The organism is Paracoccus shanxieyensis (assembly GCF_009711265.1).
GTDB classification, from domain to species: domain Bacteria; phylum Pseudomonadota; class Alphaproteobacteria; order Rhodobacterales; family Rhodobacteraceae; genus Paracoccus; species Paracoccus shanxieyensis.
Genome location: NZ_WMII01000022.1, coordinates 15,094 through 39,642 on the forward strand (window position 1 = coordinate 15,094; position 24,549 = coordinate 39,642).

Annotated in this window: 27 protein-coding genes and 1 pseudogene; 20 read left to right on the forward strand and 8 right to left on the reverse strand. The window is 62.5% G+C overall.

The annotated features are described in order from the left end of the window. The first annotated feature begins 194 nt into the window (after positions 1–194). The 4 genes and pseudogenes from GL284_RS17700 to GL284_RS21360 all read left to right on the forward strand — a co-directional run bounded on the left by GL284_RS17700 (position 195) and on the right by GL284_RS21360 (position 4,733). Positions 195–1,307, forward strand: coding sequence for a helix-turn-helix domain-containing protein (locus GL284_RS17700; protein WP_155045915.1), 1,113 nt, complete (start codon positions 195–197; stop codon positions 1,305–1,307). Between the two features lie 127 nt (positions 1,308–1,434). Then, positions 1,435–3,606, forward strand: a complete 2,172-nt coding sequence (locus GL284_RS17705; RefSeq protein WP_155045916.1) for a ParB/RepB/Spo0J family partition protein — start codon at positions 1,435–1,437, stop codon at positions 3,604–3,606. Positions 3,607–3,705: 99 nt separating this feature from the next. After that, positions 3,706–4,180: pseudogene (locus tag GL284_RS17710) on the forward strand (hypothetical protein). A 388-nt stretch (positions 4,181–4,568) separates the two neighbouring features. Then, the gene (locus GL284_RS21360; protein WP_007803240.1) at positions 4,569–4,733 is read left to right on the forward strand and encodes a hypothetical protein; all 165 of its coding nucleotides are present in this window, start codon (positions 4,569–4,571) and stop codon (positions 4,731–4,733) included. A gap of 233 nt (positions 4,734–4,966) precedes the next feature. Here the strand turns inward: GL284_RS21360 and GL284_RS17715 are convergent, their stop codons facing one another. From GL284_RS17715 to GL284_RS21595, 3 genes are read right to left on the reverse strand one after another with little or no spacing between them, the layout of a single operon-like run. Further along, the gene (locus GL284_RS17715) at positions 4,967–5,308 is read right to left on the reverse strand and encodes a YnfA family protein (RefSeq protein WP_131389854.1); all 342 of its coding nucleotides are present in this window, start codon (positions 5,306–5,308) and stop codon (positions 4,967–4,969) included. After that, positions 5,305–5,745 (reverse strand): MerR family transcriptional regulator, encoded by a 441-nt coding sequence (locus GL284_RS17720; RefSeq protein WP_131389856.1) that lies wholly within the window; start codon positions 5,743–5,745, stop codon positions 5,305–5,307. Before GL284_RS17720 ends, GL284_RS17715 begins: the two co-directional genes overlap by 4 nt. Positions 5,746–5,779: 34 nt before the next feature. Further along, positions 5,780–5,965, reverse strand: coding sequence for a hypothetical protein (locus tag GL284_RS21595; RefSeq protein WP_230383519.1), 186 nt, complete (start codon positions 5,963–5,965; stop codon positions 5,780–5,782). On the opposite strand from GL284_RS21595, the gene GL284_RS17725 reads away from it, so the two are divergent. The 5 genes from GL284_RS17725 to GL284_RS17745 are packed head-to-tail and all read left to right on the forward strand — an operon-like array spanning position 5,883 to position 10,310. Then, positions 5,883–8,120, forward strand: coding sequence for a heavy metal translocating P-type ATPase (locus tag GL284_RS17725; RefSeq protein WP_230383518.1), 2,238 nt, complete (start codon positions 5,883–5,885; stop codon positions 8,118–8,120). The two genes, GL284_RS21595 and GL284_RS17725, sit on opposite strands and share 83 nt — an antisense overlap. A gap of 4 nt (positions 8,121–8,124) precedes the next feature. Beyond that, positions 8,125–8,748 (forward strand): methyltransferase family protein, encoded by a 624-nt coding sequence (locus GL284_RS17730; RefSeq protein WP_131389860.1) that lies wholly within the window; start codon positions 8,125–8,127, stop codon positions 8,746–8,748. Then, on the forward strand, positions 8,745–9,230 hold the full coding sequence (lspA, locus tag GL284_RS17735; RefSeq protein ID WP_131389862.1) for a signal peptidase II: 486 nt from the start codon (positions 8,745–8,747) through the stop codon (positions 9,228–9,230). Before GL284_RS17730 ends, lspA begins: the two co-directional genes overlap by 4 nt. Further along, positions 9,217–9,654, forward strand: a complete 438-nt coding sequence (locus GL284_RS17740; RefSeq protein WP_165496737.1) for a disulfide bond formation protein B — start codon at positions 9,217–9,219, stop codon at positions 9,652–9,654. Before lspA ends, GL284_RS17740 begins: the two co-directional genes overlap by 14 nt. After that, on the forward strand, positions 9,651–10,310 hold the full coding sequence (locus tag GL284_RS17745; protein ID WP_131389866.1) for a DsbA family protein: 660 nt from the start codon (positions 9,651–9,653) through the stop codon (positions 10,308–10,310). The genes GL284_RS17740 and GL284_RS17745 overlap by 4 nt, the downstream gene beginning before the upstream one ends. 11 nt (positions 10,311–10,321) lie before the next feature. On the opposite strand, the gene mntR is transcribed toward GL284_RS17745, so the two are convergent. Continuing rightward, positions 10,322–10,780 carry a manganese-binding transcriptional regulator MntR gene (gene mntR / locus GL284_RS17750; protein WP_131389868.1) on the reverse strand — a complete coding sequence of 153 codons (459 nt, stop codon included), beginning with the start codon at positions 10,778–10,780 and terminating at the stop codon, positions 10,322–10,324. 119 nt (positions 10,781–10,899) lie between these two features. Here mntR and GL284_RS17755 point away from each other — a divergent pair, with 119 nt between their 5' ends. The 5 genes from GL284_RS17755 to GL284_RS17775 all read left to right on the forward strand — a co-directional run bounded on the left by GL284_RS17755 (position 10,900) and on the right by GL284_RS17775 (position 14,503). After that, positions 10,900–12,225, forward strand: coding sequence for an Nramp family divalent metal transporter (locus GL284_RS17755; RefSeq protein WP_131389870.1), 1,326 nt, complete (start codon positions 10,900–10,902; stop codon positions 12,223–12,225). A 91-nt stretch (positions 12,226–12,316) separates the two neighbouring features. Then, positions 12,317–12,910, forward strand: coding sequence for an SCO family protein (locus GL284_RS17760; RefSeq protein ID WP_131390095.1), 594 nt, complete (start codon positions 12,317–12,319; stop codon positions 12,908–12,910). 5 nt (positions 12,911–12,915) lie between these two features. Next, complete coding sequence (locus GL284_RS17765; protein WP_131389872.1) at positions 12,916–13,389, forward strand: copper chaperone PCu(A)C; 474 nt, start codon at positions 12,916–12,918, stop codon at positions 13,387–13,389. After that, positions 13,368–13,970: an SCO family protein gene (locus tag GL284_RS17770; RefSeq protein ID WP_131389874.1), complete on the forward strand. Its 603-nt coding sequence runs from the start codon at positions 13,368–13,370 to the stop codon at positions 13,968–13,970. The genes GL284_RS17765 and GL284_RS17770 overlap by 22 nt, the downstream gene beginning before the upstream one ends. Positions 13,971–14,026: 56 nt before the next feature. Further along, positions 14,027–14,503, forward strand: coding sequence for a DUF411 domain-containing protein (locus GL284_RS17775; protein ID WP_131390097.1), 477 nt, complete (start codon positions 14,027–14,029; stop codon positions 14,501–14,503). Between the two features lie 704 nt (positions 14,504–15,207). Here GL284_RS17775 and GL284_RS17780 read toward each other — a convergent pair. Then, positions 15,208–15,450, reverse strand: coding sequence for a hypothetical protein (locus GL284_RS17780; protein ID WP_230383159.1), 243 nt, complete (start codon positions 15,448–15,450; stop codon positions 15,208–15,210). A 147-nt stretch (positions 15,451–15,597) separates the two neighbouring features. Further along, positions 15,598–15,918 carry an H-NS histone family protein gene (locus tag GL284_RS17785; protein ID WP_131389878.1) on the reverse strand — a complete coding sequence of 107 codons (321 nt, stop codon included), beginning with the start codon at positions 15,916–15,918 and terminating at the stop codon, positions 15,598–15,600. A 423-nt stretch (positions 15,919–16,341) separates the two neighbouring features. Here GL284_RS17785 and GL284_RS17790 point away from each other — a divergent pair, with 423 nt between their 5' ends. From GL284_RS17790 to GL284_RS17815, 6 genes are all read left to right on the forward strand, one after another. Then, positions 16,342–16,746 (forward strand): single-stranded DNA-binding protein, encoded by a 405-nt coding sequence (locus GL284_RS17790; RefSeq protein ID WP_131389880.1) that lies wholly within the window; start codon positions 16,342–16,344, stop codon positions 16,744–16,746. 130 nt (positions 16,747–16,876) lie between these two features. Continuing rightward, on the forward strand, positions 16,877–19,141 hold the full coding sequence (locus GL284_RS17795; RefSeq protein WP_131389882.1) for a hypothetical protein: 2,265 nt from the start codon (positions 16,877–16,879) through the stop codon (positions 19,139–19,141). Between the two features lie 165 nt (positions 19,142–19,306). Continuing rightward, positions 19,307–20,509, forward strand: a complete 1,203-nt coding sequence (locus GL284_RS17800; protein ID WP_131389885.1) for a Fic family protein — start codon at positions 19,307–19,309, stop codon at positions 20,507–20,509. Between the two features lie 392 nt (positions 20,510–20,901). Then, entirely contained in the window at positions 20,902–21,444 is a 543-nt protein-coding gene (locus GL284_RS17805) for a Chromate resistance protein ChrB (RefSeq protein ID WP_131389887.1), read from the forward strand. A 93-nt stretch (positions 21,445–21,537) separates the two neighbouring features. Then, on the forward strand, positions 21,538–21,657 hold the full coding sequence (locus tag GL284_RS21955) for a YjiS-like domain-containing protein (RefSeq protein WP_131390099.1): 120 nt from the start codon (positions 21,538–21,540) through the stop codon (positions 21,655–21,657). Between the two features lie 10 nt (positions 21,658–21,667). Beyond that, entirely contained in the window at positions 21,668–22,870 is a 1,203-nt protein-coding gene (locus GL284_RS17815; protein ID WP_131389889.1) for an MFS transporter, read from the forward strand. 10 nt (positions 22,871–22,880) lie between these two features. On the opposite strand, the gene GL284_RS17820 is transcribed toward GL284_RS17815, so the two are convergent. Beyond that, positions 22,881–23,678 (reverse strand): sulfite exporter TauE/SafE family protein, encoded by a 798-nt coding sequence (locus GL284_RS17820; protein WP_131389891.1) that lies wholly within the window; start codon positions 23,676–23,678, stop codon positions 22,881–22,883. 254 nt (positions 23,679–23,932) lie between these two features. After that, a complete protein-coding gene (locus GL284_RS17825) occupies positions 23,933–24,544 on the reverse strand; it encodes a hypothetical protein (RefSeq protein WP_131389893.1) in 612 nt (203 codons plus the stop codon). Positions 24,545–24,549: the final 5 nt, after the last annotated feature.

The following is a 24,549-nucleotide window of genomic DNA, read 5'->3' on the forward strand; positions in this document are numbered from 1 at the left end:
GTCTTGACCGCGGTCAAGACATCAAGAGCAACGAGCAGAAAACGAAAGGAGGACCGGCTAGAAAAGGAAAGACCCCCCGAAAGCGGTGCTTCCGAAGGGCCTCAATCAGTCTCGACACCTGATTGATACCCTCAAAACGAATCGAGTTCAACACCGCTCGCGGTGACCGGGGAAGCTTTTTCTTCCGAAACACCATGAGACATGTAACCCAAACACGAACCGCCATGGCGGAACCGAGAGCTATTGCCTGCCCTACTATCTACGAACTTCTGGGACCGGTACGCGCCCTGCGGAAAGAACTTGGCCTGACGAGCAACGACATCACAGTCTTGACGGCCCTGATCAGCTTTCTTCCCCGTGATCGACAAACCACAAATGGTGAGACCACACCCAAACTTACCGTTGTGTTCCCCTCCAACGCCTCCTTGTCTGAGCGCGCAAACGGCGTCGATGAGAGGACCCTACGTCGCTGCTTGGGCCGTCTTGACGCAGCCGGCCTCATCGACCGGAAGAACTCGGCAAACGGCAAACGCTTCCCCCTGAGGTATGGCGGCATCATCCGGGACGCGTTTGGGATCGACTTGAACCCACTGATACAGAACCACGACGCACTGGCGGCCGAAGCGTTGAAGGTTGCGGAGAAGCGTGAACGCCTTCGCTCCCTCAGGGCAGAAGCACTAGCACTGCGCGCATCCCTCCTTCAGGACCAGCGCCTCGACGAAGCGCGATTGTCCTCACTCGGAACGATCAGGAACATCCTTCGACGAGCAACCCTCACGGTTGATGCAATCTTGCAGATCATCGCTGATCTCCGCGAACTCGGAGCCAAGGCCGCGCAGAGCTACGGAGAGTGCGAGAGTTTAAGCGTGCCCATAGACGAAGTCCCTGCACACGACCAAGCCCACAGCGATGCTAGCATGCGCGAAATGTCCGCCAGAAACGGACAAAATGACCGGCAGATAGAGTCCATAAAAAAAGAATCTCTTAAGAAAGACGAGCAGGCAAAGCAGACCGGCGCTGACCAAAACAGTGCGGGGCCTTCCATGAACCGAGACCCTGCAAAAATGTCATGGACAGACTTCACACATGTCTCTGACTTCTTTCCAGACCCACCTCGATCAGGAGAAGCCCTCAACCGTGTTCTCTTCGATATCGGGCGATTGCTTAGAATACGCCAGGAAAAGCTGATGCGTGGCCTCCAGAAAACCGGCGCTGGACGGCTTCTAGTGATCTTAGATTACCTGTTGGGAAAAGGAGAAACGATCAGGCAGCCCGAGGCATACTTTGAAACGATCCTGGGCGCATAGAACAAGCAGCTTGGACTTCTTGACCGCGGTCAAGAACGCCGAAGAGAGGAAAAGGTTGGTGGGTTGAGGGGTGACGGGAAGTGAGATCGGGAGAGTGGCTTCCGGCGCCCGTCGTGGAGAAGATCTGATGGCCAAAGCAGCCCACAAAATCATCCTGTCCCCGTCGCGGGACATCCCCTTCGACAAGCTCGTGCTGAGCCAGTCCAACGTGCGGCGCATCAAGGCTGGCGTCTCGGTCGAGGAACTGGCCGAGGACATCGCGCGGCGCGGGCTCCTGCAGAGCCTGAACGTGCGGCCCGTGGTCGATGCTGATGGTGTCGAGACCGGCACGTTCGAGATCCCGGCCGGGGGGCGTCGTTTCCAGGCGCTGTCGCTGCTGGTGAAGCAGAAGCGGTTGGCCAAGACCGCGCCGATCCCCTGCATCGTGCGAGATGCGGCGTCGGAGATTCTCGCCGAGGACGACTCGCTGGCGGAGAACATGCAGCGCGTCGCCCTGCACCCGCTGGACCAGTTCCGCGCCTTTCAGGCTCTGCGCGAGAAGGGCCGGGGCGAGGAAGCGATAGCGGCGGCCTTCTTCGTGACGCCGCAGATCGTCAAGCAGCGCCTGAAGCTCGCCTCCGTGGCCCCTGCCCTGCTCGACGTCTATGCCGAGGATGGCATGACGCTCGAACAGCTGATGGCGTTCACGGTGAACCCCGACCACGGGCGTCAGGTGCAGGTCTGGGACGCGGTGAAGAACTCCTGGAACAAAGAGCCCTACGCCATCCGCCGCATGCTGACCGAGAGCTCGGTTCGGGCCTCGGATCGTCGCGCCGTCTTCGTCGGTATCGATGCCTATGAGGCCGCGGGCGGTGTTGTGCTGCGCGATCTCTTCCAAGGCGATGATGGTGGTTGGCTCGAGGACCCTGCCCTTCTCGATCGGCTGGTGGCCGAGAAGCTTCAGGCTGAAGCCGAAGCGCTCACTTCCGAAGGCTGGAAGTGGATCGAGGTCGCGACCGACCTGCCCTATGGCTACAGCCACGGTCTGCGGCGTCTCGTCGGTGATCCCGCGCCGATGACCGACGAGGAAAGCGCGGCCCACGCTTCGCTCCTCGCCGAGTATCGTGCGCTGGAAGAGGAGTGTTCCGGCCAAGACGAATACCCCGAGGAGATCGATGCCCGGCTCGGTCAGCTCGAGATGGCGATGGAAGCGCTCGAACAGCGGCCGCTGATCTACAACCCGGCCGAAATCGCGCGCGCTGGCGTATTCGTGACGCTGGATCGCGACGGCGGCCTTGCGGTCTATCGCGGCTATGTCCGGCCGGAGGACGAGCCGCGCGAGGAGACCGCGGTCCAGGATGGTGATGGCGCGGACGTCACGGGGCAGGGGGGTGATGTCGGTGTTTCCAGTTGGAACCCGTCGGCGACCTCCGCTGGGGGCACCGTCATCACTTCGGGTGGTCAGCCGATCGGTTCTGAACAGACCGACGATGAGGACGACGGCGCACTCAAGCCGTTGCCCGAGCGGCTGGTCATGGAACTGACGGCCCACCGGACCCTCGCGCTGCGCGAGGCTATCGGGCGTTCTCCTGACGTGGCGCTGACGCTTCTGCTCCTGAAGCTGGTGACGGACACCTTCCGCACCTCCTCGGCCTCGGGCAGCTGCCTCGAAGCCTCGGTGCGCCACGTCTACATGTCGGCACAGGCGCCCGATCTGAAGGACAGCATCGTGGCGAAGCTCGTCGATGAGCGTCACGCCGCCTGGCAAGCTGATCTGCCGCTCGGCGACGATGCCGCGCTCTGGGACTATCTGACGGTCCTCGACCAGGGCAGCCGTCTGGCTCTGCTGGCGCATTGCCTCAGCTTCGGGATCAACGCGCTCCATGAGAAGGTGAACCCCTATGGTGCGGGCATCTCGGCCAGCGGCCTGACCCGCCGCATGGCCCATGCCGATCTGGTGGCGCGTGCCGTCGATCTCGACATGGTCGAAGCGGGCTGGGAGCCGACGGTCGATGGCTACCTCAACCGTGTGCCGAAAGCCCGCATCCTCGAGGCCGTGCGCGAGGCGAAGGGGGAAGGGACCGCGCAGCTTCTCGATCACCTGAAAAAGGGCGAGATGGCCACCGAGGCCGAGCGGCTTCTCAAGGGCAGCGGCTGGTTGCCCGAGGTCCTGCGCCGGGCCGATCTGGTGGCACTCGACGGCGAAGTGATCGCAGAAGGGCAGGGGGAGGACGCTGCCGAGCCCGACGACATCGATCTCCCCGCGTTCCTGGCGGCTGACCTGCCCGACAGCGCCGCGTCGATGATGGCAGCGGAGTGATCTGAGCCATCCGGGGGCGGAGAAACCCGCCCCCACTCTCACAAAATAAAGCAATATCAATATGATGAATGCCGATACTCGCATTCGGGATGAGGAATCATGTCTGCAACGACCATCATCGACTCAGCCCCCCTCGGGGCGCTGATCCGCTATACCGACGGCAGGCCCAAGCCACCGGCACGTTTCACCAAGAAACTTGCGGCCTGGGAACGCTCGAACGGCGTTGGCCGTCTGGTGAAGAAGGAGCCGCCCCGGCCGTACCCGACCTGGACCGCTCCGGCCTCCTTCACGCTCCATGAGGGGAACTTCTCGTCGGACGGGGTCATTCTCGTCACCATCATGCGCAGCCATTCGGCCGATAGTCGTCTGATCTTCGAGGTGGCCGAGGAGCCGAACCCCGGGCAGGTGCGCGTGCTTCTCGACTTCGGTGGCAACACCGAACTGCTGCATCTGGCGGAATCGATCACCGCGGCGGAGCTCTGGATCGCGCGGGAGGGCTATTGCAACGCGCGGCTCGAAATCGTCGGTGGCTGAAGACGGCGAGAGGGCAGGGGGCGCGGACCTGGCCGCCTGAGCCCTGACAAGGCGTGAGGGGCCTGCCCTCCGGCGGGCCTCTCACCGACCACACCCTCGTCCCGCGAAATCGCGGGGCACCAAAGGATCCATCCTCCAAGACGGAGGCCTTCAACCAAGAGCCTGCCCGGGAGGCTGGCGGCGTTCCGAGCATCAGCGGGACAACCGGCTCCTGACGTTGGGGCACCATCCCCCGCTCGCCATTCCCTTCCTTGCCCCGAATCCTGTCTTCGAGATCAACCCGCGAGGGGTCGGACTACGGGCAAGCCCGTGCCGCCGGATGGATTCGGGCGAGCCGAACGCACCCGGTGATGTCAGCCAGTCTTCGGGCCTGCGGGGTCCTGTCGCGCGGGGGATGGTCCCCCGCCTCCCAGACAGGAGCCAAACAGATGTCCCGCAAAGATGCTCACGCCTTCGCAGCCTCCCTCGCCGCCACGCTCATGGTCTCGATCGTCGTCTTCCAGGCCGGGGATGGAACCTTCGGCGCCGTCCCCGCCGATGAAATCGACGGAGACGAGGTCGTGATCGTCTCGGAATACGATCCCTTCGGGTGAGGCTTCGGCCTCACTTCCCCAAGGCGCGGGCACAGCGCGGGTGCGCCTCCGGCGCTATTGCCGGCCGAGTGACCGGCGATGCCGATGCGTTATGCGCCAGTCATCGACCTTGCGCTGATCGTGGCACGTTCGCGTTGGGCGGGAGCGGAAGCTTTGGTGCAGGGAACGGGAGTGTCGGCGAACCTTCTCTGGACGATAAACGCTGAACGGCCGTTTTCAGCCCTTCTGGTCATTCAACTTCCGAGTGTTCTCGGAGCAAAGAGGATGATCGCGGCACCTAAGACGCAGATTGCAGCGCCCGTCAGATCCCATGTGTCCGGGCGTTGTTTCTCGACAGCCCAAAGCCAACCCAAGGATGCGGCGATGTAAACGCCGCCATAGGCCGCATAAGCTCGGCCAGCGAATTCTGACGGTGCCAATGTCAGGAGCCAGGCAAAGAGCGCGAGACTGGCCAAACCTGGGAGAAGCCACAGGACACTCGCGCCCTGACGCATCCAGGTCCAGACCGCAAAGCAACCCGCTATTTCGGCCAGCGCCGCTCCCACATAGATTGCAAGGCTTCCAGGAGCGGTCATGCACCAGTCTCGCTTTCCGGGTGGCGGTGATCGGTTGCGCAGAGGGAATGGTCGCCGAGCACTTCGATCACGCGACATTCAGCGATCCGCCCGCCCGCGCATTGCACGACCATGCGTTCCAGTTCGGCCTTCAGCGCCGTCAGCCGCGCAAGACGGCTTTCAACCTCTGCCAATTGCGCCCTGGCGATGGCATCGGCTGCGGCGCAGGATTGGTCGGGATTATCCGACAGGCTGAGAAGGTCGCGGATCGCCTCCAGCGTAAAGCCCAGATCTCGGGCGTGCCGGATGAAGGCGAGCCGTTCCAGCGCCTTGCGGCTGTAGAGGCGCTGGTTTCCGGCACTGCGCTCGGCCTCGGGCAGGATGCCGATCTGCTCGTAGTATCGGATGGTCGGCACCTTTACCCCGGCCTGCGCCCCGAGCTTTCCTATGGTCAGCATCAGATTTCCCTTGAAGCTATAGTTGCTAGAGACATTAGTTTCCTGATTCGATGATGACAACTGCCCGTTTCCGGGCAGAGAGGAAGACGATGGTGGCTTCGACAAAAGAGACGGCCTGCGACTGGACCGTGTCCGGCATGGATTGCGGGTCTTGCGCTGCCAAGATCAGGGATGCCGTGACGCGCATGCCCGGGGTCAGCGGCGTCGAGGTCAGCATCATGTCGGAACGGTTGCGCCTGACGCTGGACGAAGCGCAGACCGGGCGGGACAAGGTCGAGAAAACCGTCCGGGCCCTTGGCTATGAAATCGCGCCGCGTGCGGATTCCACGAAGAGAGAGTTCGTACTGCCCAGCGCGAACATCCCGAAGGCAGACGGTGGTACGCACTCTGACCACGATCATGAAGGCCACGACCATGGCCCGCAGGCAGACGCCGCAGCTAAGCGCGACGAGTCCGGGCATGGCAGCCCCGGCCATGTGCATGACGCCCCAGCGGATCGCGGCAAGCGCTGGTATCAGACGGGTAAGGGCAAGTTGGTGATCGTCACCGCCCTCCTGCTGGGGGCCGCCTGGATTATCGAATACCTGGCGCCCGAGATCGGCAAATGGGCCTTCATTGCGGCTTGCCTCATCGGTGTTGCGCCGGTGGCAAAGCGCGCCTTTGCGGCGCTGCAGATGGGTCAGCCCTTCACCATTGAAAGCCTGATGACGATCGCGGCCATCGGCGCGCTGTTCATCAATGCGGCCGAAGAGGCGGCACTGGTTGTCTTTTTGTTTGCCGTAGGCGAAGTTCTGGAAGGGGTCGCCGCAGGCAAGGCGAGGGATGGCATCCGCGCACTGGCCAATCTGGTCCCCAAGACCGCGCTGCTGGAGGTGAACGGCACCACGAAAGAGGTGCCCGCGGCCAGCCTGTCGGTGGGTCAGATGATCCTTGTTCGTCCCGGTGACCGTATTCCGGCGGATGGCGAGATTTCCGAAGGCACGTCCGGCGTGGATGAAAGCCCGGTGACCGGCGAAAGCGTGCCCAAGGCGCGCGGGCCGGGGGATGGAGTCTTTGCCGGGTCGATTAACACCGAAGCCGTCCTGAGGGTCAAAGTGACCAAAGGGCCGGAAGATAACACTATCGCCCGCATCATCCGGCTTGTCGAAGAGGCCGAGGAAGCGCGCGCGCCGACCGAGCGGTTCATTGACCGGTTCAGCCGCTGGTACATGCCCGCCATCGTGGCCGTCGCAGCCCTGGTGGTGCTGGTGCCGCCGCTGGCCTTTGGTCAGCCATGGGATACATGGGTGTATCGCGGGCTGGCGCTGCTCTTGATCGGCTGCCCCTGCGCGTTGGTCATCTCGGTCCCCGCCTCCATCGCCTCGGCGATGTCCACAGGCGCGCGAAAGGGACTTCTGATGAAGGGTGGTGCTGTGATCGAGGCAGCCGCCCGCGTCGGCTGGGTTGCCTTCGACAAGACCGGCACGCTGACCCACGGTCGGCCGCAGGTCACCGATCTCGTGACTTTTGGCGGAACCTCCGAGGCAGAACTGCTGGCTGTCGCAGCAGGGGTCGAGACCGGGTCAAGCCACCCTCTGGCCATCGCCATCCTGAACAAGGCAAAGGAAGCGGGCATCGCGGCGCTGCCGTCGCGCGATGCCAAGGCGCTGATGGGCAAGGGCGTGATGGCAACCGTTGGCGATGCACCCGCATGGGTCGCCTCGCCGCGCTTTGCGATGGAGAACGGCGGGCTTGATGGCCTCGGCTTGCGTCAGGCCACGACGTTCGAGGAAGCAGGCAAGACCGCCGTCGCCGTGTTCCGCGCAAAGACCCCTCTCGGCCTGATCGTCATGCGGGACGAGCCGCGAGCGGATGCAAAAGAGGCCGTGCGGCAGCTGACAACAATGGGTGTATCGTCGGTCATTCTGACCGGGGACAATCCGCGCACCGCAGCGGCCATCGCCGGGGATCTGGGCCTGAAGTTCGAAGCCGACATGATGCCGGAAGACAAGCTCGCCTACATCCGCGAGATCGGTCGTCAGGACGGTGTGATGATGATCGGCGATGGCATCAACGATGCACCCGCCCTGAAACAGGCAAGCGTTGGCGTGGCGATGGGGTCGGGCACCGATGTGGCGCTGGAAACCGCCGATGCGGCGATCCTGCGCGACCGGGTGACGGACATCCCCGCCACGATCCGCCTGTCCCGCGCGGCGATGGCGAACATCCGCCAGAACGTGACCATCGCGCTTGGGCTGAAGGCGGTGTTCCTTGTGACTTCTGTTCTGGGGCTGACCGGCCTCTGGATCGCGATCCTTGCCGATACCGGGGCGACGGTGCTTGTCACGCTGAACGCGCTGCGCCTGTTGCGGTTCAACCCCGAACGCGAGGCGTGATGCGATGATCTCGGGTTTCGGCTGGGCCGCGCTGGCCCTTCTGTTCGGTTATCTCGCGCTGTTCTTCTGGGGCTGCGCTATTGCGGCGCAGGCAGCGGGACGGCCGGTCTGGCTGTTTGCGCGCGCCACAGGGCGCGACCGGCTGGCAGCGTACGGGTTTCGCGCGGCCTTCGCGCTGGCCTTCTTCGGGCCGCTCCTTTGGCTCGCGCTGCCCATGCTGCACAAGGTCGATCCGTTCTGGACCGAAGGCCGGGCCATGGTGCTTGGCCTGACAGGCATCTTCATCGCGGGACTTGGCGCAATGGTGGCCTTCGCGGCTCAGATGTCGATGGGCACCTCCTGGCGCGTCGGTGTGGTGACCGGCCAGACCGGCAGCCTCGTCTCGGGCGGGCTGTATCAGTTCAGCCGCAACCCGACCTTTGTCGGGCAATTGGCCCTTCTAACCGGGGTCGCCCTTGCCGTCCCTGCCGTACCGACGATCCTTGCGGCGATCCTGTTTTTCTGGTCCGCCGCTACGCAGGTCCGGTCGGAAGAGGCCGCCCTGAGGCAATCCCTCGGATCGGACTATGACCGTTATGCCGCATCCGTCCCGCGCTGGATCGGGCTTCGCCGCAGGTCCATGCCATGAAGGCGCAAATGATTGTCGCTCTGATCGCGGCTACGGCGCTGGCCGATCAACTTAGCAAGTCAGCGGCCCTGTCAAAGCTCTCTCTTGGCCAGCCGATTGCCATCATGCCCGGCTTCAACCTCACTTTGGGTTTCAACGAAGGATCGAGCTTCGGCATGCTGTCGGGCATCATGGCAGGCAAGCCTGTGTTGATGGCCGCACTGACCGGAGCACTGACCCTGATGTTTGCCGTCATGGCGTTCCGCGCGCGCCAACCGTTTGAACGCGCGGGCTTTGCGCTTGTGGTCGGTGGGGCGCTTGGCAACATCATCGACCGGCTGCGGCAAGGTGCCGTGACCGACTTTCTCGATGTGTATTGGCGCGAATGGCACTGGCCCACCTTCAACGTCGCCGATATTGCCATCACGCTTGGCGCGGTCTGCATCCTTGCAGCTTCTCTCCCGTCTCGTCGCCGCAAGGAGCCTGTTCTTGAGCAACACTGATTCTCAGTCGCTGTCGCGCGACGACTTTCCCCTCACGGTCGCCTTTCTGATCGCACTGGCCGCAACGCTTGGCGCGCTGTTCATCGGCGAGGTGCTGGGCCAGATGCCCTGCACCCTGTGCTGGTATCAGCGCATCGCGATGTTCCCGCTGGTGGCGATCCTTGGCCTGTCGCTCTGGCGAGGGGACGGCATGGCGCATCCCTATGCCCTGCCGCTGGTGTTCGCGGGTCTGGCACTGGCAGGCTGGCACTCCGGGCTCTATCTCGGCCTTATCCCTGAGGCCGTTGCACCCTGCACCAAGGACGGGCCGTCTTGCTCTGGTCCGGCGCAGATCATCCTTGGCCTGCCCATCCCCTATCTTTCGCTGGCCGCCTTTGCCGCCATTTTTGCCTGTCTGATCTTTCCCAAAGGAACCCGCACATGAACCGCCGCACGTTGTTGATCGGGGCCTCGGCCCTCGGGCTTGTCGCTTTCGGGGGCGGTGCCTTCTTCCTGAACCGCCAGCGTCAGGCTAAAGCCGAAGCGCTTGCCGCTGCCACCCCCGCCGTGGACCCCTCGCTTTTGATCCGCCCGCACTCCCCCAGCTTTGGCCCAGCCGATGCACCGGTCACGCTGGTCGAATTCTTCGACCCCTCGTGTGAGGCCTGCCGCGCCTATCACCCGGTGATCCAGGAAATCCGCCGCCAGTTCCCGGATCAGGTCCGCGTCGTCTTGCGTTACACGGTGTTCCACGAAGGTTCGGACGAGGCGGTGCGCATCCTAGAGACCGCGCGGATGCAAGACAAGTTCGAGCCGGTGCTGGACACACTTCTGGAACAGCAGCCGGGCTGGGCGGTACACGGATCGCCGCAAATGGATGTGGCGTGGGAAATCGCAGGTGCCGCTGGTCTTGATCTTGAAAAGGCCGAAACTGACAAGCTGTTCCCAGGCATCACCGGCATCCTCAATCAGGACATGGCCGATGTCGAGGCCGTGGGAATTCGCCAGACGCCGACCTTCTTCCTGAACGGTAGGCGGCTGGAGAACTTCAGCGCCGAAAGCCTGATTGCCGATGTGCGCTTCGCGGTCGAAAACGCCTGACGGCCCTGCCTTCAGGACTTGTTGGCGAAGGCTGCGAACAGAGCAAGGGTGCGCTCACTTACGTGATGCTCGATGCCTTCGGCGTCACGTTCGGCCGTCTCCGCGTCCAGTCCCAGGCTGATGAGAAAGCGCAAGACGATCTCGTGCCGCCGCCGACATTCCTTGGCCAGCGCGCGGCCCGTATCCGTCAGAAAGACTGAACGATACTTGGCGCGGGTGATCAGCCCCTCGCGCGCGAGACGGTCGAGGGTCTTGCTCACGGTCGGCACCTTCACACCAAGCCGGGCGGCGATGTCGACCGGGCGGGCCTCGCCCTGATCGTGGATCAGTTCGGCAATCAGCTCGACATAATCCTCGGCCAGTTCCCGGCTGCGCGCCTCGCGCACGCCCTGAAACGCTTCTGCCCGCAGATCAGCGGGGCGGTCATCGGGTGCGGGCAGCGTCTGGGGGGCAAGATCGTGCTGTGTCATTGGAAAAGTGTCGCACAGGAAGGATTGACAAGTAAAGACGCGCCACTGATTGTTAGCACTGTCTAACTTTATGCGCCGAGACTTTGGCGCGCGCCTGCGACCAAAGAAAGCATCAACCCATGCCTTCAAATGCCTGGCGACAAGAGCGTGAGACGCCGTCCCTGTCCGAGGTCTTCCGCAGCATTGCGGTGGGCAATGGCGGCACCACCCGGTTCCGCCGGTTCCTCGCCTTCATCGGCCCCGGCTATCTGGTGGCCGTGGGCTACATGGACCCCGGCAACTGGGCAACCTCGCTCGCGGGCGGGGCGGCCTTTGGCTACACGCTCTTGTTCGTGGCGCTGTTGTCGAACATCATGGCCATCCTGCTGCAATCCTTGTGCGCCCGGCTCGCCGTCGCCTCGGGCCGCGATCTGGCGCAGGCCTGCCGCGACGCTTTCCCGAAATGGATGTCGGTCCCGCTGTGGGTGTTGGCGGAGGGGGCGATCATCGCCACGGACCTGGCCGAGGTCATCGGAACCGCCATCGGCCTGAACCTCCTGTTCGGGATTCCGCTGGAGATCGGTATCTTCATCACCGCCGCCGACGTATTCCTTATCCTCTGGTTGCAAAACAAGGGTTTCCGCTGGATCGAGGCGCTGATCATTTCGCTGATGGCATTGATCGCCGCCTGCTTTGTTGTGCTTATCGCACAGGCCGACCCGGTCTGGGGCGAGGTCATTGCCGGCTTTGCCCCCAGCCGCGAGATTTTGGGCAACCCGACCATGCTGTATCTGGCACTTGGAATCATCGGGGCGACCGTGATGCCGCACAATCTGTATCTTCATTCCGGTATCGTGCAGACCCGTGCCTTCGGGCTTGACCTGCCATCAAAGCGCGAGGCTCTGCGGCTGGCCACATGGGACAGCACCATCGCCCTGATGTTCGCGCTGACGATCAACGCCTCGATCCTGATCCTCGCCGCCGCCGCGTTCTACACCGTCGGCGAAAACGATGTGGCCGAGATCGACAAGGCACACCTGCTACTGGAACCGCTGCTGGGGTCATCCCTGGCGCCGATCCTGTTCGGCGTGGCGCTGTTGTGCGCGGGCCTCAATTCCACCGTCACCGCCACCATGGCAGGCCAGATCGTGATGGAAGGGTTCATCAACCTGCGCATAGCACCTTGGGCGCGGCGGCTGATCACCCGCTGCCTTGCGATTGTGCCCGCGATCTTCGTGATCCTGCTCTACGGCAGCGAAGGCGTGGGGCAGCTTCTGATCCTGAGCCAGGTCGTGCTGTCGTTCCAGTTGCCGTTCGCCATCGTGCCTTTGGTCATGTTCACCGCCAGCCGCGCCAAGATGGGCGAGTTGGTGGCCCCGCGCTGGCTGACCGGGCTGTGTTGGCTGATCGCGGCCGTCATCATCGTGCTGAACGTCAACCTGCTGTCGACCGTTCTGCTGGGCTGATCCGTCACCATTCTGTGACCCTGAAATTTGCCGCTTGAAGCTCAAGCTACTGGAGGCTTTAGAGACCCGAACACAACGGAGAGCGAAGCGGATGCGTTTGACGGGACTACAGAAAACCCTCTGGGCTGCGGCTGGACTTGCCACGCTTGCCTATGGGGCGTTTATGGTTCTTTCAGACCGTGCACCGCTATCCGTGGCACAGGCGGCGTTCCGGCCGACCTTTGCGCTGCCCGATGCCGAAGGGCGCCTGCGCACCCCGGCAGATTTTGCGGGCAAGCATATGCTGGTGTTCTTCGGCTTCACGAATTGCCCCGATGTCTGCCCGACGACCCTGTCCGAAGTGGCACAAGTCATGGACGATTTGGGAAATGATGCTGCTCGCGTGCAGCCGCTGTTCATTTCGATCGACCCCGAGCGTGACCGCAGGCTTGGTCTGGCCGAGTTCACCACGGCGTTCCATCCCTCGATCCTTGCACTTGCAGGCGACGCTGCCCAAACCCGCGCCGCAGCGGACAGCTTCAAGATATTCTTCGAACGCGAGGAAGACCCCTCAGCCCCGGACGGCTACGCAATGTCGCACAGCCCCGCTCTTTACCTGATCGGACCGGACGGCGACTGGCTGCGCCAATTCACCTATGGCACCCCCGCCGCCGACATCCTTGCCGACCTTCAATTCAGATTGTGAGCCACATGAGAACGTTGATCATTGCCACGGCCTTGGCCCTGTCGGCCCCCGCTGCCTTAGCATGCGAAACCTTCACCGTCGGTGATCTGACTGTCGAACACGCCTGGTCCCGCGCCACAATCGGTGCCGGGCGACCGGGGGTGTTCTATGTGGAAATCACCAACACAGGTGACACCGACGATGCGCTGGTCGGGATAGCAACCTCCGCGGCGGGGATGCCGATGCTGCATGAGACTGAGATAGCCGACGGGATCGCCTCGATGCCGCACGCCATGTCCATCCCCGTTCTGGCGGGACAATCGGTCCAACTTGCACCGGGCGGCTATCATGGAATGCTAATGGATCTGTCCACCGCGCTGAAGGAAGGCGACAGTTTCCCCGTTACAATGACCTTTGAGAAGGCAGGCGAGGTCACCGTCACCGTCGAGGTCTTGTCTCTGCGCGCGGAGGGGCCGGATTGCGAACACGCCGGGCAGTGATCCTTGGGCTCGGCGGGGCGGCAGGCGCATTGGCGTTCACCCTCGGTCTTGGCTGGTGGCAAAGCCGCGGCCGAGCGCAATCGGGCGCGGACCTGTTGCCCGTGCCCATCGCCGAGATGGCTTTCACCCTGACCGACCATCGCGGCAACACCGTGCGGCCAGCGGACTGGATCGGGCGCCCGACGCTTGTGTTCTTCGGCTTCACCTGGTGCCCTGATGTCTGCCCGACCACACTGAGCGATATCTCCGGCTGGCTGGAAGAGCTCGGGCCCGATGCAGATCGGCTGAATTGCCTGCTGATCAGCGTCGATCCCGAACGCGACACTCCCGAGACGCTGGCTGACTACCTGGCGAACTTCGATCCCCGGATCACGGGCCTGACAGGGCCGATGGCCGAGATTGAACGTGCAGCCGCAGGATTCCGCGCCAAGTTCGAGAAGGTGCCGCAGGGCGATGACTATACGATGAACCACACGGCGGGCGTGTTCCTGTTCCGCGCCGATGGCAACTTTGGCGGGATCATCGACTATCACGAAGATCGGCGCTTTGCGTTGCCGAAGATCCGCAGGGTGCTGGGATGACGGGCGACCATCGCTTTCCCAATCCGCGCACGCAACCTTTGAAGAGGACAAGACGCATGGCACTCCCAACCAGGATCACCCGTCGCGCCGCACTGCTGTCAGGACTTGCACTTACAACCTTGATTGCACACCCGCTCCTTGCCCAAGGGGTGGCCATTCATGTGGTGAAAGGCACCGGCTGCGAATGTTGCAACGCATGGGTCGCCTACCTTCGGGATGTGGGATTTGCCGTCACCGACGAGGAGCGCTATGGAACGCTCTTGATGATGTACAAGACCGAGGTGGGCGTCCCGCAGAAGATGATCTCCTGCCACACCGGCATGACAGAGGGCTACATCCTTGAAGGCCATGTTCCGGCCGCCGACATCCGCCGCCTGCTTGCCGAGCGCCCGGACGCTATCGGTTTGGCCGTCCCTGGCATGCCCTATGGCTCGCCCGGCATGGGACCCGAGGACGAACGCGAGGCCTATGAGGTGTTCCTGATCCGCCGAGATGGCTCGACGGAAGTGTTCAGCGCCTATCCGGAAGTCTGAACTTCGGGTCGGCTGCAAGCTACAGGCGTGACACTCTGGAACCCGGATCTGATCCTTGAGAAAACGCCAGCCCGAAAGGCTGGCGTTCCCTGTTTTTGGTCAAGTGCAGGTCAGAAGCAGCACTCGAACATCGCAGCGCAACAGGCCATCAGATCGCCGCAGCAATCGGATGCCGCGAATGCGGCGCCACCCAAGGCCACTAGGACTGCCGCAGCAGCCAATGTCGTCTTCATCGTTTTTCTCCTCGATGAGATTGAAGTTTCGGTTCGACATCTCAACCAAGTTTTCGTGGAGGTGGCACTTCCGGCTCCATCCGCAGACCAGCTACGCTTATGATCGTTTGCACGCTCGAGATGGATGTTTCTCCGGGGGAAAAGCGCGCGTCCAAAACCGATTGCTGCAAGGGAACGCCACAAGCCAGAACGCAGATCGGACCATCACTTTGCACGTCTTCCATACTGGCCATGTCGCAACTGGCCTGACCAGTTGGACACACATCGAACCCTGCCAACAGGATGCCCAAACTGAGGACGACGACGATCAGCCGGAGGCTCCGGGCAAAAGGCATCGACAGGTGGGAAGCATTTGTTGATCTCATCAAAAGACCATACCTAGCACGGGATTTAGCCGCGAATCACTTCGATGGGAGTCTCGAGCAAGCCAGTAAGAAAACGAACAGGCACGCTTGAGTTTGCAGACTTAGATCAGAATCGGCTGGACACGTTTCGAACGTAGTCATGCGTTTCAAGGTACACCCCCGAACAGTCACAAGCGACCGCCGGTGCCGAGGCCCCGTTGTTCATGATCAACCTTGGCGACATGGACTGCGTGGTGGCAAGCAGATCGGCCGTGATCTCCTGCTTGAAAACCGCACCAAACACCTCGTCGACCACCCGGACCCAGAGGGCACTGCTATTGGGTGGGGCCGCGATGATCAGGGTCAGCACCCCGCCCATTGCGACTGCGAAAGGCGCCCCCAGTGTCACGAGACCTCTTAGAGCCGCAATCCCCAATGACCGCATTGGATACGCTGCTCTGCAGCACGGCCTCAGCGCTGAAGGTCCGGTCAGGGCCAGATGCGTCGTCTCGCCCGCTCAACCGATTGCTAGTTCTCCTGGGGTCTTACCCGCCTCCAGTGCGTCCACGAACCATAGCGGTTTCCGTCCGCGGCCCGACCAGGTGAGAGCGGCGTTCTCAGGGTGCCGGTATTTCGCCACGGCTGGCGCACGGATAGCTTTGGCATCGACGCCGATCAGATCTGCGAGGGAGTAGCCCATCTCCTTGGCGATGCCTTCCAGCTTGGCACGGACTTCGGCCTTGTGCCGGTCCTCATAGGTGGAAATCGCCTTGGCGAGGTCCTTCTGCAATTGCCGCAGTGCCTTGAGCGACATCGCCTCGAGATCGAAATCAGCCATTGGGCCCTCGTGTCCTGAATGATGCGTCCGGGATAGCCGTCAGGCTGCAACATCGCAACTCACACGGAGGTCACCGCGATAGGGCAGGGGGATGAGGTTAGCTTGAGCCGCATGGTCAATTCTTTCGCAAGAGCTTCAACCCCGTTGCCTTGGCCAGGAAGGCCGAGTTCTGCAAGAGCCCCACGTCGCTCCTATCCCCGGCGCCATCCCTTCGACTGACAATCCCCTAAGCCTGTTCGGCCTCTGGCGCGCAACCCCGCGTCAGTCCGGGCCGTGTTGCCCCTTCGGGGCTGCCCGCTCCACCCCGGCCCTCTGGAGGTTTCCGGTCGCCGTTCCGTCTCCCGTGCACGCCTCAGCCGACAGGCTTTTTCCGGGTCTTGTCGAAGGGACGGTCCCAGGGACAGGAAACAAGAGGTACTTACCATGCAGAACATCGTCATCCTCGCCGGCAACATCGGTCAGAAGCCCGAAGTGCGCTCGACCCAGAGCGGCACGAAGATCACCAACTTCACCCTAGCCACCTCGCGGCCGCGGCTCTCGGAAGGTCGCGTGATGCGCGACGAGAACGGCTACCGGGTCATGGACACCGAATGGCACCGCATCACCTGCTTCAACGGTCTCGGCAAGACCATCGCAGAGCACTGCGAAAAGGGCATGAAGGTCCTCGTCCACGGCCGCATCCACTACACGAAGTGGACCGACGCAACCGGCACGGACCGCTACGGCTGCGAGATCATCGCCGAGAAGGTCGACTTCCTGAGCCGTCCGAAGTCGGCTGAGTTTGAGTCCCCCGAGCTGGTCGACCGCGACGACGAGATCCCGTTCTGAGGAACGGGGTCTCCCCCTTGGGCCCGGCGGGGAAACCCGCCGGGTTCTGGGCTTCTCGGCCGTCGAATGTCCCTCCCATCCAATCGGTCATTTCGATAGCTGGGCCGCCCCAGAAATCGAAGGATGGAAAATGAAATCAACGTCTTCTGCACTCACGCCGCGCAAAATCGCCGAGTACTGCAAGGGCCGGTTCACACCGATCTTCACCGAAGGTGAGGTGCGCTTGCTCTACGGCTGCTTGCTCGACCTGCTCGAACGAGCCGAATACCCGCCCTATCGGGGCAGTGGGCTCGACCTGCAGTCGCTGTCTGCCATGCTCGACATCGATTTCGAGCGGCTCCGCGCCTATCGGGCGCACTTGCAGCCGATCTTCGATGCTGTGGCACGGGAAGTTTCGAATGTAGCCTTGCGCCCGGCTCGCACGGCGAGCCGCTCAATGCGTTCCAAGGTCACCGTTCCTTCCGCGAACCATGCTGACGTTCCCACGACCAGCACCGAGAAGGTTCGCAAGAAGCCCGGCGTCCGCCCGAGAGCGATCGTCGAATTTCCGGAGCCGCTGGACACGACATGGAATGACCCTGCGACGTTCGGTGAAGCCCTTCAACTGCATGCCCGCCGTCATGGCGAAACCATCTACCACCTTTACAACGCGGTGGTGAGACCCGAGGACGGCGTCAATCGCAGCACGCTGATCAGCTGGGGGCGCGGCAAGAAGGTCCCGCGCGCCGCGATCAGCCTGGAAATCTTGGGACGCATCGAGGGGCGCTATCGCCTGCCAACGGGCTACTTCCTGAGCCTGTCTGGTACTCCGGATCGAGCACCAGGCGATTTCGATCTGGACGACATCTCCCCATCTGAGCGCCGGCGTTTGGCTTGGCACCTCCCCGAAGATTTCAACCGACGGCCAAGCCAAGAAAAGGCAGAAATCCTGAACTGGGTCCGTACAGTGATTCTCAGCGGGTCAACGGATTATCGCAGGTATCAAGCGGCGGCCATTCGCCAGCGCTATGCGGTTCGCTTCAGCTGTGCCTCGGGGCCGGTTCGCAAGACTTCGCCCGCGAGGACACCGGACGAGTCCGGCATTGTCATTGCGCCCAAACGGCTGAACGACGAGATGGCCGAACTCCTTCGCTTCAAGACCTCGACCTTCGCCGCCTTCGGCATGCAGCGGAACGGGGTCTGGGGCACTGAGACCGCTTCCCAGAAGGTGGAGCATTTCGGGCTATGGTTCGGGGCGTTCGTGGCCCCACCCGAGAGCGAAGTACAGGGTCTCGGCGTCGATCCAAAACTTCTGACCTTTGCCATGATGATCTTCCCCCAAGTTTGGGATTGGTACCTTCATTGGCGCGAGCGTCGTCGTGGCTTTTACACCAAATGGGAGATCGACCTGCTATCGATCGCTGCAGCGATCTGCCGAGAAGAGACCGGTTGGCTGCGTCAATCGCCCCGGATGGGGAGCAGCCTTCGGCCGATTGAGGGCTTGGTTACCGAGGCTGATATCAACGCGGTGCAGTCGGATTGGCCCGCCGCCTGCGACCGCATGTACAAACACGCCCGCCGCAGGATCAAGGAGATCGACCGCGTTGCCCGCATTCATCGAGACCCTTTCGAGCCCATCCTGCCGGTGCTCGAAGCGCCAAGTCCGGTCGGCGAGTACCGCAAGATCACCGAAGAAATCCTGCGGCGGATGCCAGACGAACGGCACAACGCCCGTGCGGCGGCAGAAGCTGTCCGCGCTTTCCTGATGCTGCGCATCGGTCTTCACACGGGGCTGCGGCAGAAGAATTTGCGCGAACTAATGCTGTGTCGGCCAGGGACCTTGCCGACATCGGAGCGCAAACTGGAGGACCTGAAACGGGGAGAGTTGCGTTGGAGCAGCCGCGACCAAGGGTGGGAAATCCTGATCCCGTCGGTCGCTTTCAAGAACGCCAACTCATCGTTCTTCGGCTCAAAACCATTTCGCCTGATCCTTCCGGACCTCGGGCGACTTTACGAACTGATCGAAGCCTGGATCGAGCGGCATCGCGCGGGGCTGATCGGCGAGGCGGCTGACCCGGGTACGTTCTTCGTCAAGACGGCGAAGATGACCAGCACCAATGCGGCCTACTGCCAGAACACGTTCTATGAGGCGTGGCGCACAGCGATACAGCGCTACGGCATCTATAACCCATGGACCAAGCGCGGGGCGATTGAAGGCCTGTTGCCGCACGGACCGCATAATGTGCGCGATGTCCTTGCCACCCATATCCTCAAGCGGACTGGGTCCTACGAGCAAGCGAGCTATGCCATTCAGGACACCCCGGATATGGTCGCGCAGCACTACGGTCGGTTCTTGCCGCAGGACAAATCCGAGATCGCGGCACGGATCCTGAACCAAGTCTGGGAAGCTGCATGAACAGATGAGGCGGTGTGGGTCCGGACGTGTCGTGACCCACACTCCAAAGCCGAGAGTGGCACGGCTTAGTGGCATGTGATAGTGGCGTAGGACCGCTTTATCCTAGCTTTTTCCGAAGCTAAAGAATATGTTGCGTGTCGCACGTAGTGGCATTCTGGAGTCTGCTTGACGTACATCGTGTCCCCATCGCGGATAGAGCCTGCCCGGCTCGAAGATGACATCCCGCTTGACCTGGTCGAGACGGCAAACCAGTTGATTCAGTCGTCGCGCGGTTTGGGCCGGAACTTGCCTGCCCGTACCCTGGCCGATTTGGCGGCGATGGTGCGGATGATGAACAGCTACTATTCCAACCGGATCGAGGGCAACAACACCCGCCCGCGCGACATCGAACGCGCACTGGCCGGCGACTTTGACGCCGATCCAGAACGTCGGGCGCTGCAGCAAGAACATGCGGCTCATGTCCGTTTGCAGGAAGAGATCGACCGCCGGGCGGTGGACGGCACGCTCGCAGATCCGAGTGATCCGTCGTTCATCAAATGGCTGCATGAAGCCTTCTACGAAGGTGCCACGGAAGAGATGCTGATGCTGCGTCATGCAGGTCAGCTAGCACGGATCGTTCCCGGCGAATGGCGGCAGGGCGACGTAGAGGTTGGCGCCCATGTTCCGCCTCCGTTTGACGCCGTTCCCTCGTTCATGGCGCATTTCCACACCCGGTTTCGGCTGGATTGGCTGCATGGCCAGGTCACGCGCACACTCGCGATGGCGACTGCACACCATCGCTTCAACTTCATCCACCCGTTTTATGACGGGAACGGCCGTGTCAGTCGTCTGATGTCGCACGCAATGGCGCATCATGCCGGGATCGGGGCGGGGGGGCTCTGGTCCGTTTCGCGCGGGTTGGCCCGAGGTCTACAGGATGGCCTGCCGGGTCGCGATGAATATCGCGAAATGATGCAACTTGCCGACCGCGTCCGCCAAGGCGACCGTGACGGGCGCGGGAACTTGTCGCTGGCAGCGCTGGTCAGTTTTACCAAGTGGTTTCTTGCGGTTTGCGAGGATCAGGTCAGCTTCATGGCGGGCATGTTCGACTTTGACCGATTGGGTGAGCGGCTGGCCCGTTACGCGGCACTCGCTGGTCTTGGCGACAGGGCAGCGGACTTGCTGCGCATCATCCTCCTGCGTGGCGAAGTCGACCGTGGCGACGTTGCAGCCCTGCTGGGCGTGGCCCCGCGAACTGCACGGACCACAATGAAATCCCTTTTGGACGATGGCGTGGTGGGGTCCGAAACTCCGCGCGGTGCCTTGATGCTGCGCTTTCCCAGCAAAACCCACGATGTGCTGTTCCCGCGCCTGTTTGATGCTGTGTGACGTCGGTCGAGTTCCGTGTCCACAGGGGGTCGTATGGCGACGCGTGGCTCGGAGTCGTCAGCACTCGGTCCGACGATATCTCGCGGCGCTGAGCCGCCCTAAGTCGGCTGAGTTTGAGTCCCCCGAGTTGGTCGACCGCGACGACGAGGTCCCGGTCTGAGCGCGAGGTCTCCCCCGCAGGCCCAGCGGCGCAACCCGCCATGTTTGTTTGGTTCGGTCCAAAACGGACCTTCAAATCGTCGGTGATACTCGGCGCTGCGGTTTGGTCGATTGGTATAGGTCCTTTCGCCACTTCGCTGCGAAGTACCAGTTGCTGAAGGCTTGCTGAGGAGCGGGTGCAAAGTCTTTCCGGACTGTTTACACGTAACGACGGTTACATTAAATGTGTCCGCATGACACACATTACATGGCTCCTCCTGACCTACAAGGTTCCCGCCGAACCCTCGGCCAAGCGCATCGCCATCTGGCGCAAGCTGAAGGGGATGGGCGCGGTCTATCTGCAAAACGGCGTCTGCGTCTTGCCCAAGACCGATGATCACATCCGCCGCTTGAAGATGGTCGAGAACGACATCGACGGGGCCAAGGGGGAAAGCGTGATCCTGGAAACCGTGGCGCTGGACCGCGGGCAGGAGGACAAGGTCATCGCCCGGTTCAAGGCGGAACGCGACGAGGCCTATGCCGAGTTCATCGACAAGTGCGACGATTTCGAGCGCGAAGTCGCAAAGGAGATCGCCGCCGACCACTACAGCTATGCCGAGCTGGAAGAGAACGATGTCGACCTGAAGAAGCTGCAGGGCTGGCTGGAAAAGATCGGCAAGCTTGATTTCTACGGCGCCGCGCGGGCCGAGGAGGCTCAAGCGCGGTTGAAGGGCTGCGAGGCGGTGCTGGACGATTACGCCCGCCGCGTCTTCGACGCCAAGGGCGAGAATGGCTGAACCAGGAGGCGGGCCGATGTTCAATGCACAGTCACAGCACAGTTTTTCCCGCATTTCCCGCCCGAGGTGCTGGAACAGGCTCCATCCCGCCTGATGGCCTGGGCGGATCGGCAACGTCAGCGCGCCGCCCTTGCGCGGCTGGAAGACCGGCTGCTTCAGGACGTAGGCATCACCTGCCTCGAAGCTATGGCTGAATGTCGTCGGCGGGATTGAGGAGAGAGCCATGTCAGACCGCCCCATGACCGAAACTTCGCCCTGGCGTGGCCTGCCTGCCGGGATCTGGGCCCTTGGGCTGGTGTCGATGCTGATGGATATCTCGTCCGAGATGATCCACGCATTGCTACCCGTCTACCTGACCGTCGGACTAGGGGCGACAGCCCTGGCGGTTGGTGTGATCGAAGGGATTGCCGAGGCGACGGCGGCGATCACCAAGGTGTTCTCTGGTGCGCTGTCCGACCGGATCGGGCGCCGCAAAGAACTGGCCGCCATCGGCTATGGCCTTGCAGCGGTGACGAAACCAATCTTTCCGCTGGCCCCCACGCTGGGCTGGGTCGTGACCGCACGGTTCATCGACCGGGTGGGCAAGGGCATACGCGGCGCGCCGCGCGATGCGCTGGTGGCCGACCTCGCGCCTGAGGGGCGGCGGGGCGCGGCCTTTGGCCTGCGGCAGTCGCTCGATACCCTAGGGGCTTTCATCGGGCCGCTCTTGGCCATCGCGCTGATGTGGGCCTTCGCCAACGATTTCCAATCGGTGTTCTGGGTGGCGGTGACTCCGGCCTTTGCAGCTCTTGCCCTGATCCTGTTCGCCGTGAAGGAGCCCCCGCGATCCGAGGGCCTGCGCAAGGTGCGCAATCCCCTGTCGCGGGCCGAGCTTGGCCTGCTTGGCGGCATGTATTGGGCCGTGGTCGCCGTCGCCGCCGTGTTCACGCTGGCGCGGTTTTCCGAGGCGTTCCTGATCCTGCGCGCTGAAGAAGTGGGCCTGCCCCTGATGCTGGTCCCGCTGGTTCTGGTGGGGATGAACGCGGTCTATGCCGCCTCAGCTTGGCCTGCGGGAGTGCTGTCCGACCGGATGCGCCGTCCCATGCTTCTGATGGCGGGTCTTGGCCTTCTGATCACGGCCGATCTGGTGTTGGCGCTGGTCCCCGGCCTTGTCGGGCTTGGGTTTGGCATCGCGCTCTGGGGTCTGCACATGGGACTGACGCAGGGGCTCCTGTCGGCGCTGGTGGCCGAGGCGGTGCCCGCCGAACTGCGCGGCACGGCCTATGGCATGTTCAACCTGATCACCGGTGTCGCGCTGCTGCTCGCCAGCGTGATCGCGGGTGGCTTCTGGCAATGGATCGGGTCCGAGGCTACCTTCCTTGCGGGCGCAGGCTTTGCCTTCGTAGCGGCTCTCGGCCTGGTGCCACTGCGTCACAAACTGGCGTGATCGTTCCGCGTCATTTATGCCGCCAGACCTTCATGGCTGAAACTAGCAGTATTCCGGCAAGCGCGGGAAGCAGAATCGCATCCGGGACGATGCCGAGAAGCTTTCCTCCAATGAAAGTCCCAAGGATCGAACCTGCAGCCATCACCAGAACAAACTGCCCGTTCCGCGCCAGAACCGTGAAGCTCTGGTCGCGGCTGTAGCGGGCGAAGCCCACATGCATTGTCGGCAGACTGACTGCCAACGACAGCGATCCAGCCAACTTGATATCGGCCCCGAACAACAGAACCAGCGTCGGGATAAGCAGCTCGCCCCCGGCCACACCCATCAGGGAGGCGACAACACCAATGCCGAAGCCGAAGAGCACACCCGCAAGCATCTGCACCGTGCCGGTCAGCAATGCGCCTGAGGCCGCAGCGTCATGCCCGACGAGAAGGACGCCAGCAATCAGCACCAGGAGCGCGGCCAGCACTTTGTAAAGAGTGCTCGAGGACAGGCGTGTGGCCCAGCCCGCGCCAAACCAGGCACCGGCAAGGCTACCCAGAAGCAGGTTCACGATGATCGGCCAATGCGCAAAGACGTCGGACAAGGGAACTGTGCCTGTCCGGAACGGCAAGGCCGTGGCGACCACGACAAGGCTCGTCGCCTTGTTCAGGATTACTGCCTCCAGAGCGGCGAACCGGAAGAGTCCAATCAGTATGGGTAGCCGGAATTCTGCACCGCCGAGGCCAATGAGACCACCAAGTGTGCCCACCAATGAACCTACGCCGAAGGCGGCGTGCAGTGTGTATTTTCTGGCACTGTTGTTCATCGCGCTCCTGAAGTGTTTATCTTGTCGTCATTCATCTCCTGGGAAAAGGGGCCAGCTGCGAAACGGCGTAAATGGTTGACAGATCTAGACGCAAGTTTACGGGGCCCAGCCGCTCCCGCTCGGGCCGATCGGTGGCAGTCTGAACGGGAACCCAATATAGGTCGGAAGCGCGCTGCAAGTTAGGAAGTCATCGGACGGCCGACCTGAAATCCAATCGGAAGTTCTGCTTCGAGAATGCCAAGCTTTGCCTTTTTTCAATCCGCTTCCTCCGCTCCGCCTGCATCTTTCTCCACTGTCGCCTTGACCGGCTCAAAACCTGCGGCCTGGACTGAAATGGTGACGTGCTTGGCTGCTGGGCTCGTCAGATAGATGGAGTTCGGGTTTGCACGCAGATGCGCGGGAAGGCCGGTCTCGTCGAAATGGACGCGCAGTTCGCCACTGGCGGGGATAGTCAGAGCACCGAGGGATGCGGCGTATGCCTCTGCCTCGCCAGTGTCCACATCTGTGAACGTGTAGAAGACGGTGAGGCCGGTCACGTCGGTCGCGGTGTCGTTTATCAGCTGCAGTTCCAGGTGGTCGGGAGCATCGGCCTTGGCGACGGGATCGAAGTTGTTCTCGACCAGCGCTTCGCCAATATGAAACGGCGACACGGCGCCCCCGGAAACGGTCGGGTCGGGCGCGGTCACGGGGGCAGCGTCGGCCAGATCGTTCTGCCCGTCGCCATCGGTATCGGGGTTTCCCGGATCAGTGTGCAGAAGCGGCTCTGCGGTATCTGGCACTCCGTCACCGTCAGTATCAGGCCCGGCAGCCAGCGACATGGTGCCGACAAAAGACAGGATCAGGGCAAGGCTTGTGGCGGTCTTCATGGGGA

Coding starts and splice junctions, on each gene's coding strand:
- GL284_RS17700 (WP_155045915.1), top strand. CDS start 195: ATGAGACATGTAACCCAAACACGAACCGCCATGGCGGAACCGAGAGCT.
- GL284_RS17705 (WP_155045916.1), top strand. CDS start 1,435: ATGGCCAAAGCAGCCCACAAAATCATCCTGTCCCCGTCGCGGGACATC.
- GL284_RS21360 (WP_007803240.1), top strand. CDS start 4,569: ATGTCCCGCAAAGATGCTCACGCCTTCGCAGCCTCCCTCGCCGCCACG.
- GL284_RS17715 (WP_131389854.1), bottom strand. CDS start 5,308: ATGACCGCTCCTGGAAGCCTTGCAATCTATGTGGGAGCGGCGCTGGCC.
- GL284_RS17720 (WP_131389856.1), bottom strand. CDS start 5,745: ATGCTGACCATAGGAAAGCTCGGGGCGCAGGCCGGGGTAAAGGTGCCG.
- GL284_RS17725 (WP_230383518.1), top strand. CDS start 5,883: ATGGATTGCGGGTCTTGCGCTGCCAAGATCAGGGATGCCGTGACGCGC.
- GL284_RS21595 (WP_230383519.1), bottom strand. CDS start 5,965: ATGATGCTGACCTCGACGCCGCTGACCCCGGGCATGCGCGTCACGGCA.
- GL284_RS17730 (WP_131389860.1), top strand. CDS start 8,125: ATGATCTCGGGTTTCGGCTGGGCCGCGCTGGCCCTTCTGTTCGGTTAT.
- lspA (WP_131389862.1), top strand. CDS start 8,745: ATGAAGGCGCAAATGATTGTCGCTCTGATCGCGGCTACGGCGCTGGCC.
- GL284_RS17745 (WP_131389866.1), top strand. CDS start 9,651: ATGAACCGCCGCACGTTGTTGATCGGGGCCTCGGCCCTCGGGCTTGTC.
- mntR (WP_131389868.1), bottom strand. CDS start 10,780: ATGACACAGCACGATCTTGCCCCCCAGACGCTGCCCGCACCCGATGAC.
- GL284_RS17755 (WP_131389870.1), top strand. CDS start 10,900: ATGCCTTCAAATGCCTGGCGACAAGAGCGTGAGACGCCGTCCCTGTCC.
- GL284_RS17760 (WP_131390095.1), top strand. CDS start 12,317: ATGCGTTTGACGGGACTACAGAAAACCCTCTGGGCTGCGGCTGGACTT.
- GL284_RS17765 (WP_131389872.1), top strand. CDS start 12,916: ATGAGAACGTTGATCATTGCCACGGCCTTGGCCCTGTCGGCCCCCGCT.
- GL284_RS17775 (WP_131390097.1), top strand. CDS start 14,027: ATGGCACTCCCAACCAGGATCACCCGTCGCGCCGCACTGCTGTCAGGA.
- GL284_RS17785 (WP_131389878.1), bottom strand. CDS start 15,918: ATGGCTGATTTCGATCTCGAGGCGATGTCGCTCAAGGCACTGCGGCAA.
- GL284_RS17790 (WP_131389880.1), top strand. CDS start 16,342: ATGCAGAACATCGTCATCCTCGCCGGCAACATCGGTCAGAAGCCCGAA.
- GL284_RS17795 (WP_131389882.1), top strand. CDS start 16,877: ATGAAATCAACGTCTTCTGCACTCACGCCGCGCAAAATCGCCGAGTAC.
- GL284_RS17805 (WP_131389887.1), top strand. CDS start 20,902: ATGACACACATTACATGGCTCCTCCTGACCTACAAGGTTCCCGCCGAA.
- GL284_RS21955 (WP_131390099.1), top strand. CDS start 21,538: ATGGCCTGGGCGGATCGGCAACGTCAGCGCGCCGCCCTTGCGCGGCTG.
- GL284_RS17815 (WP_131389889.1), top strand. CDS start 21,668: ATGTCAGACCGCCCCATGACCGAAACTTCGCCCTGGCGTGGCCTGCCT.
- GL284_RS17820 (WP_131389891.1), bottom strand. CDS start 23,678: ATGAACAACAGTGCCAGAAAATACACACTGCACGCCGCCTTCGGCGTA.
- GL284_RS17825 (WP_131389893.1), bottom strand. CDS start 24,544: ATGAAGACCGCCACAAGCCTTGCCCTGATCCTGTCTTTTGTCGGCACC.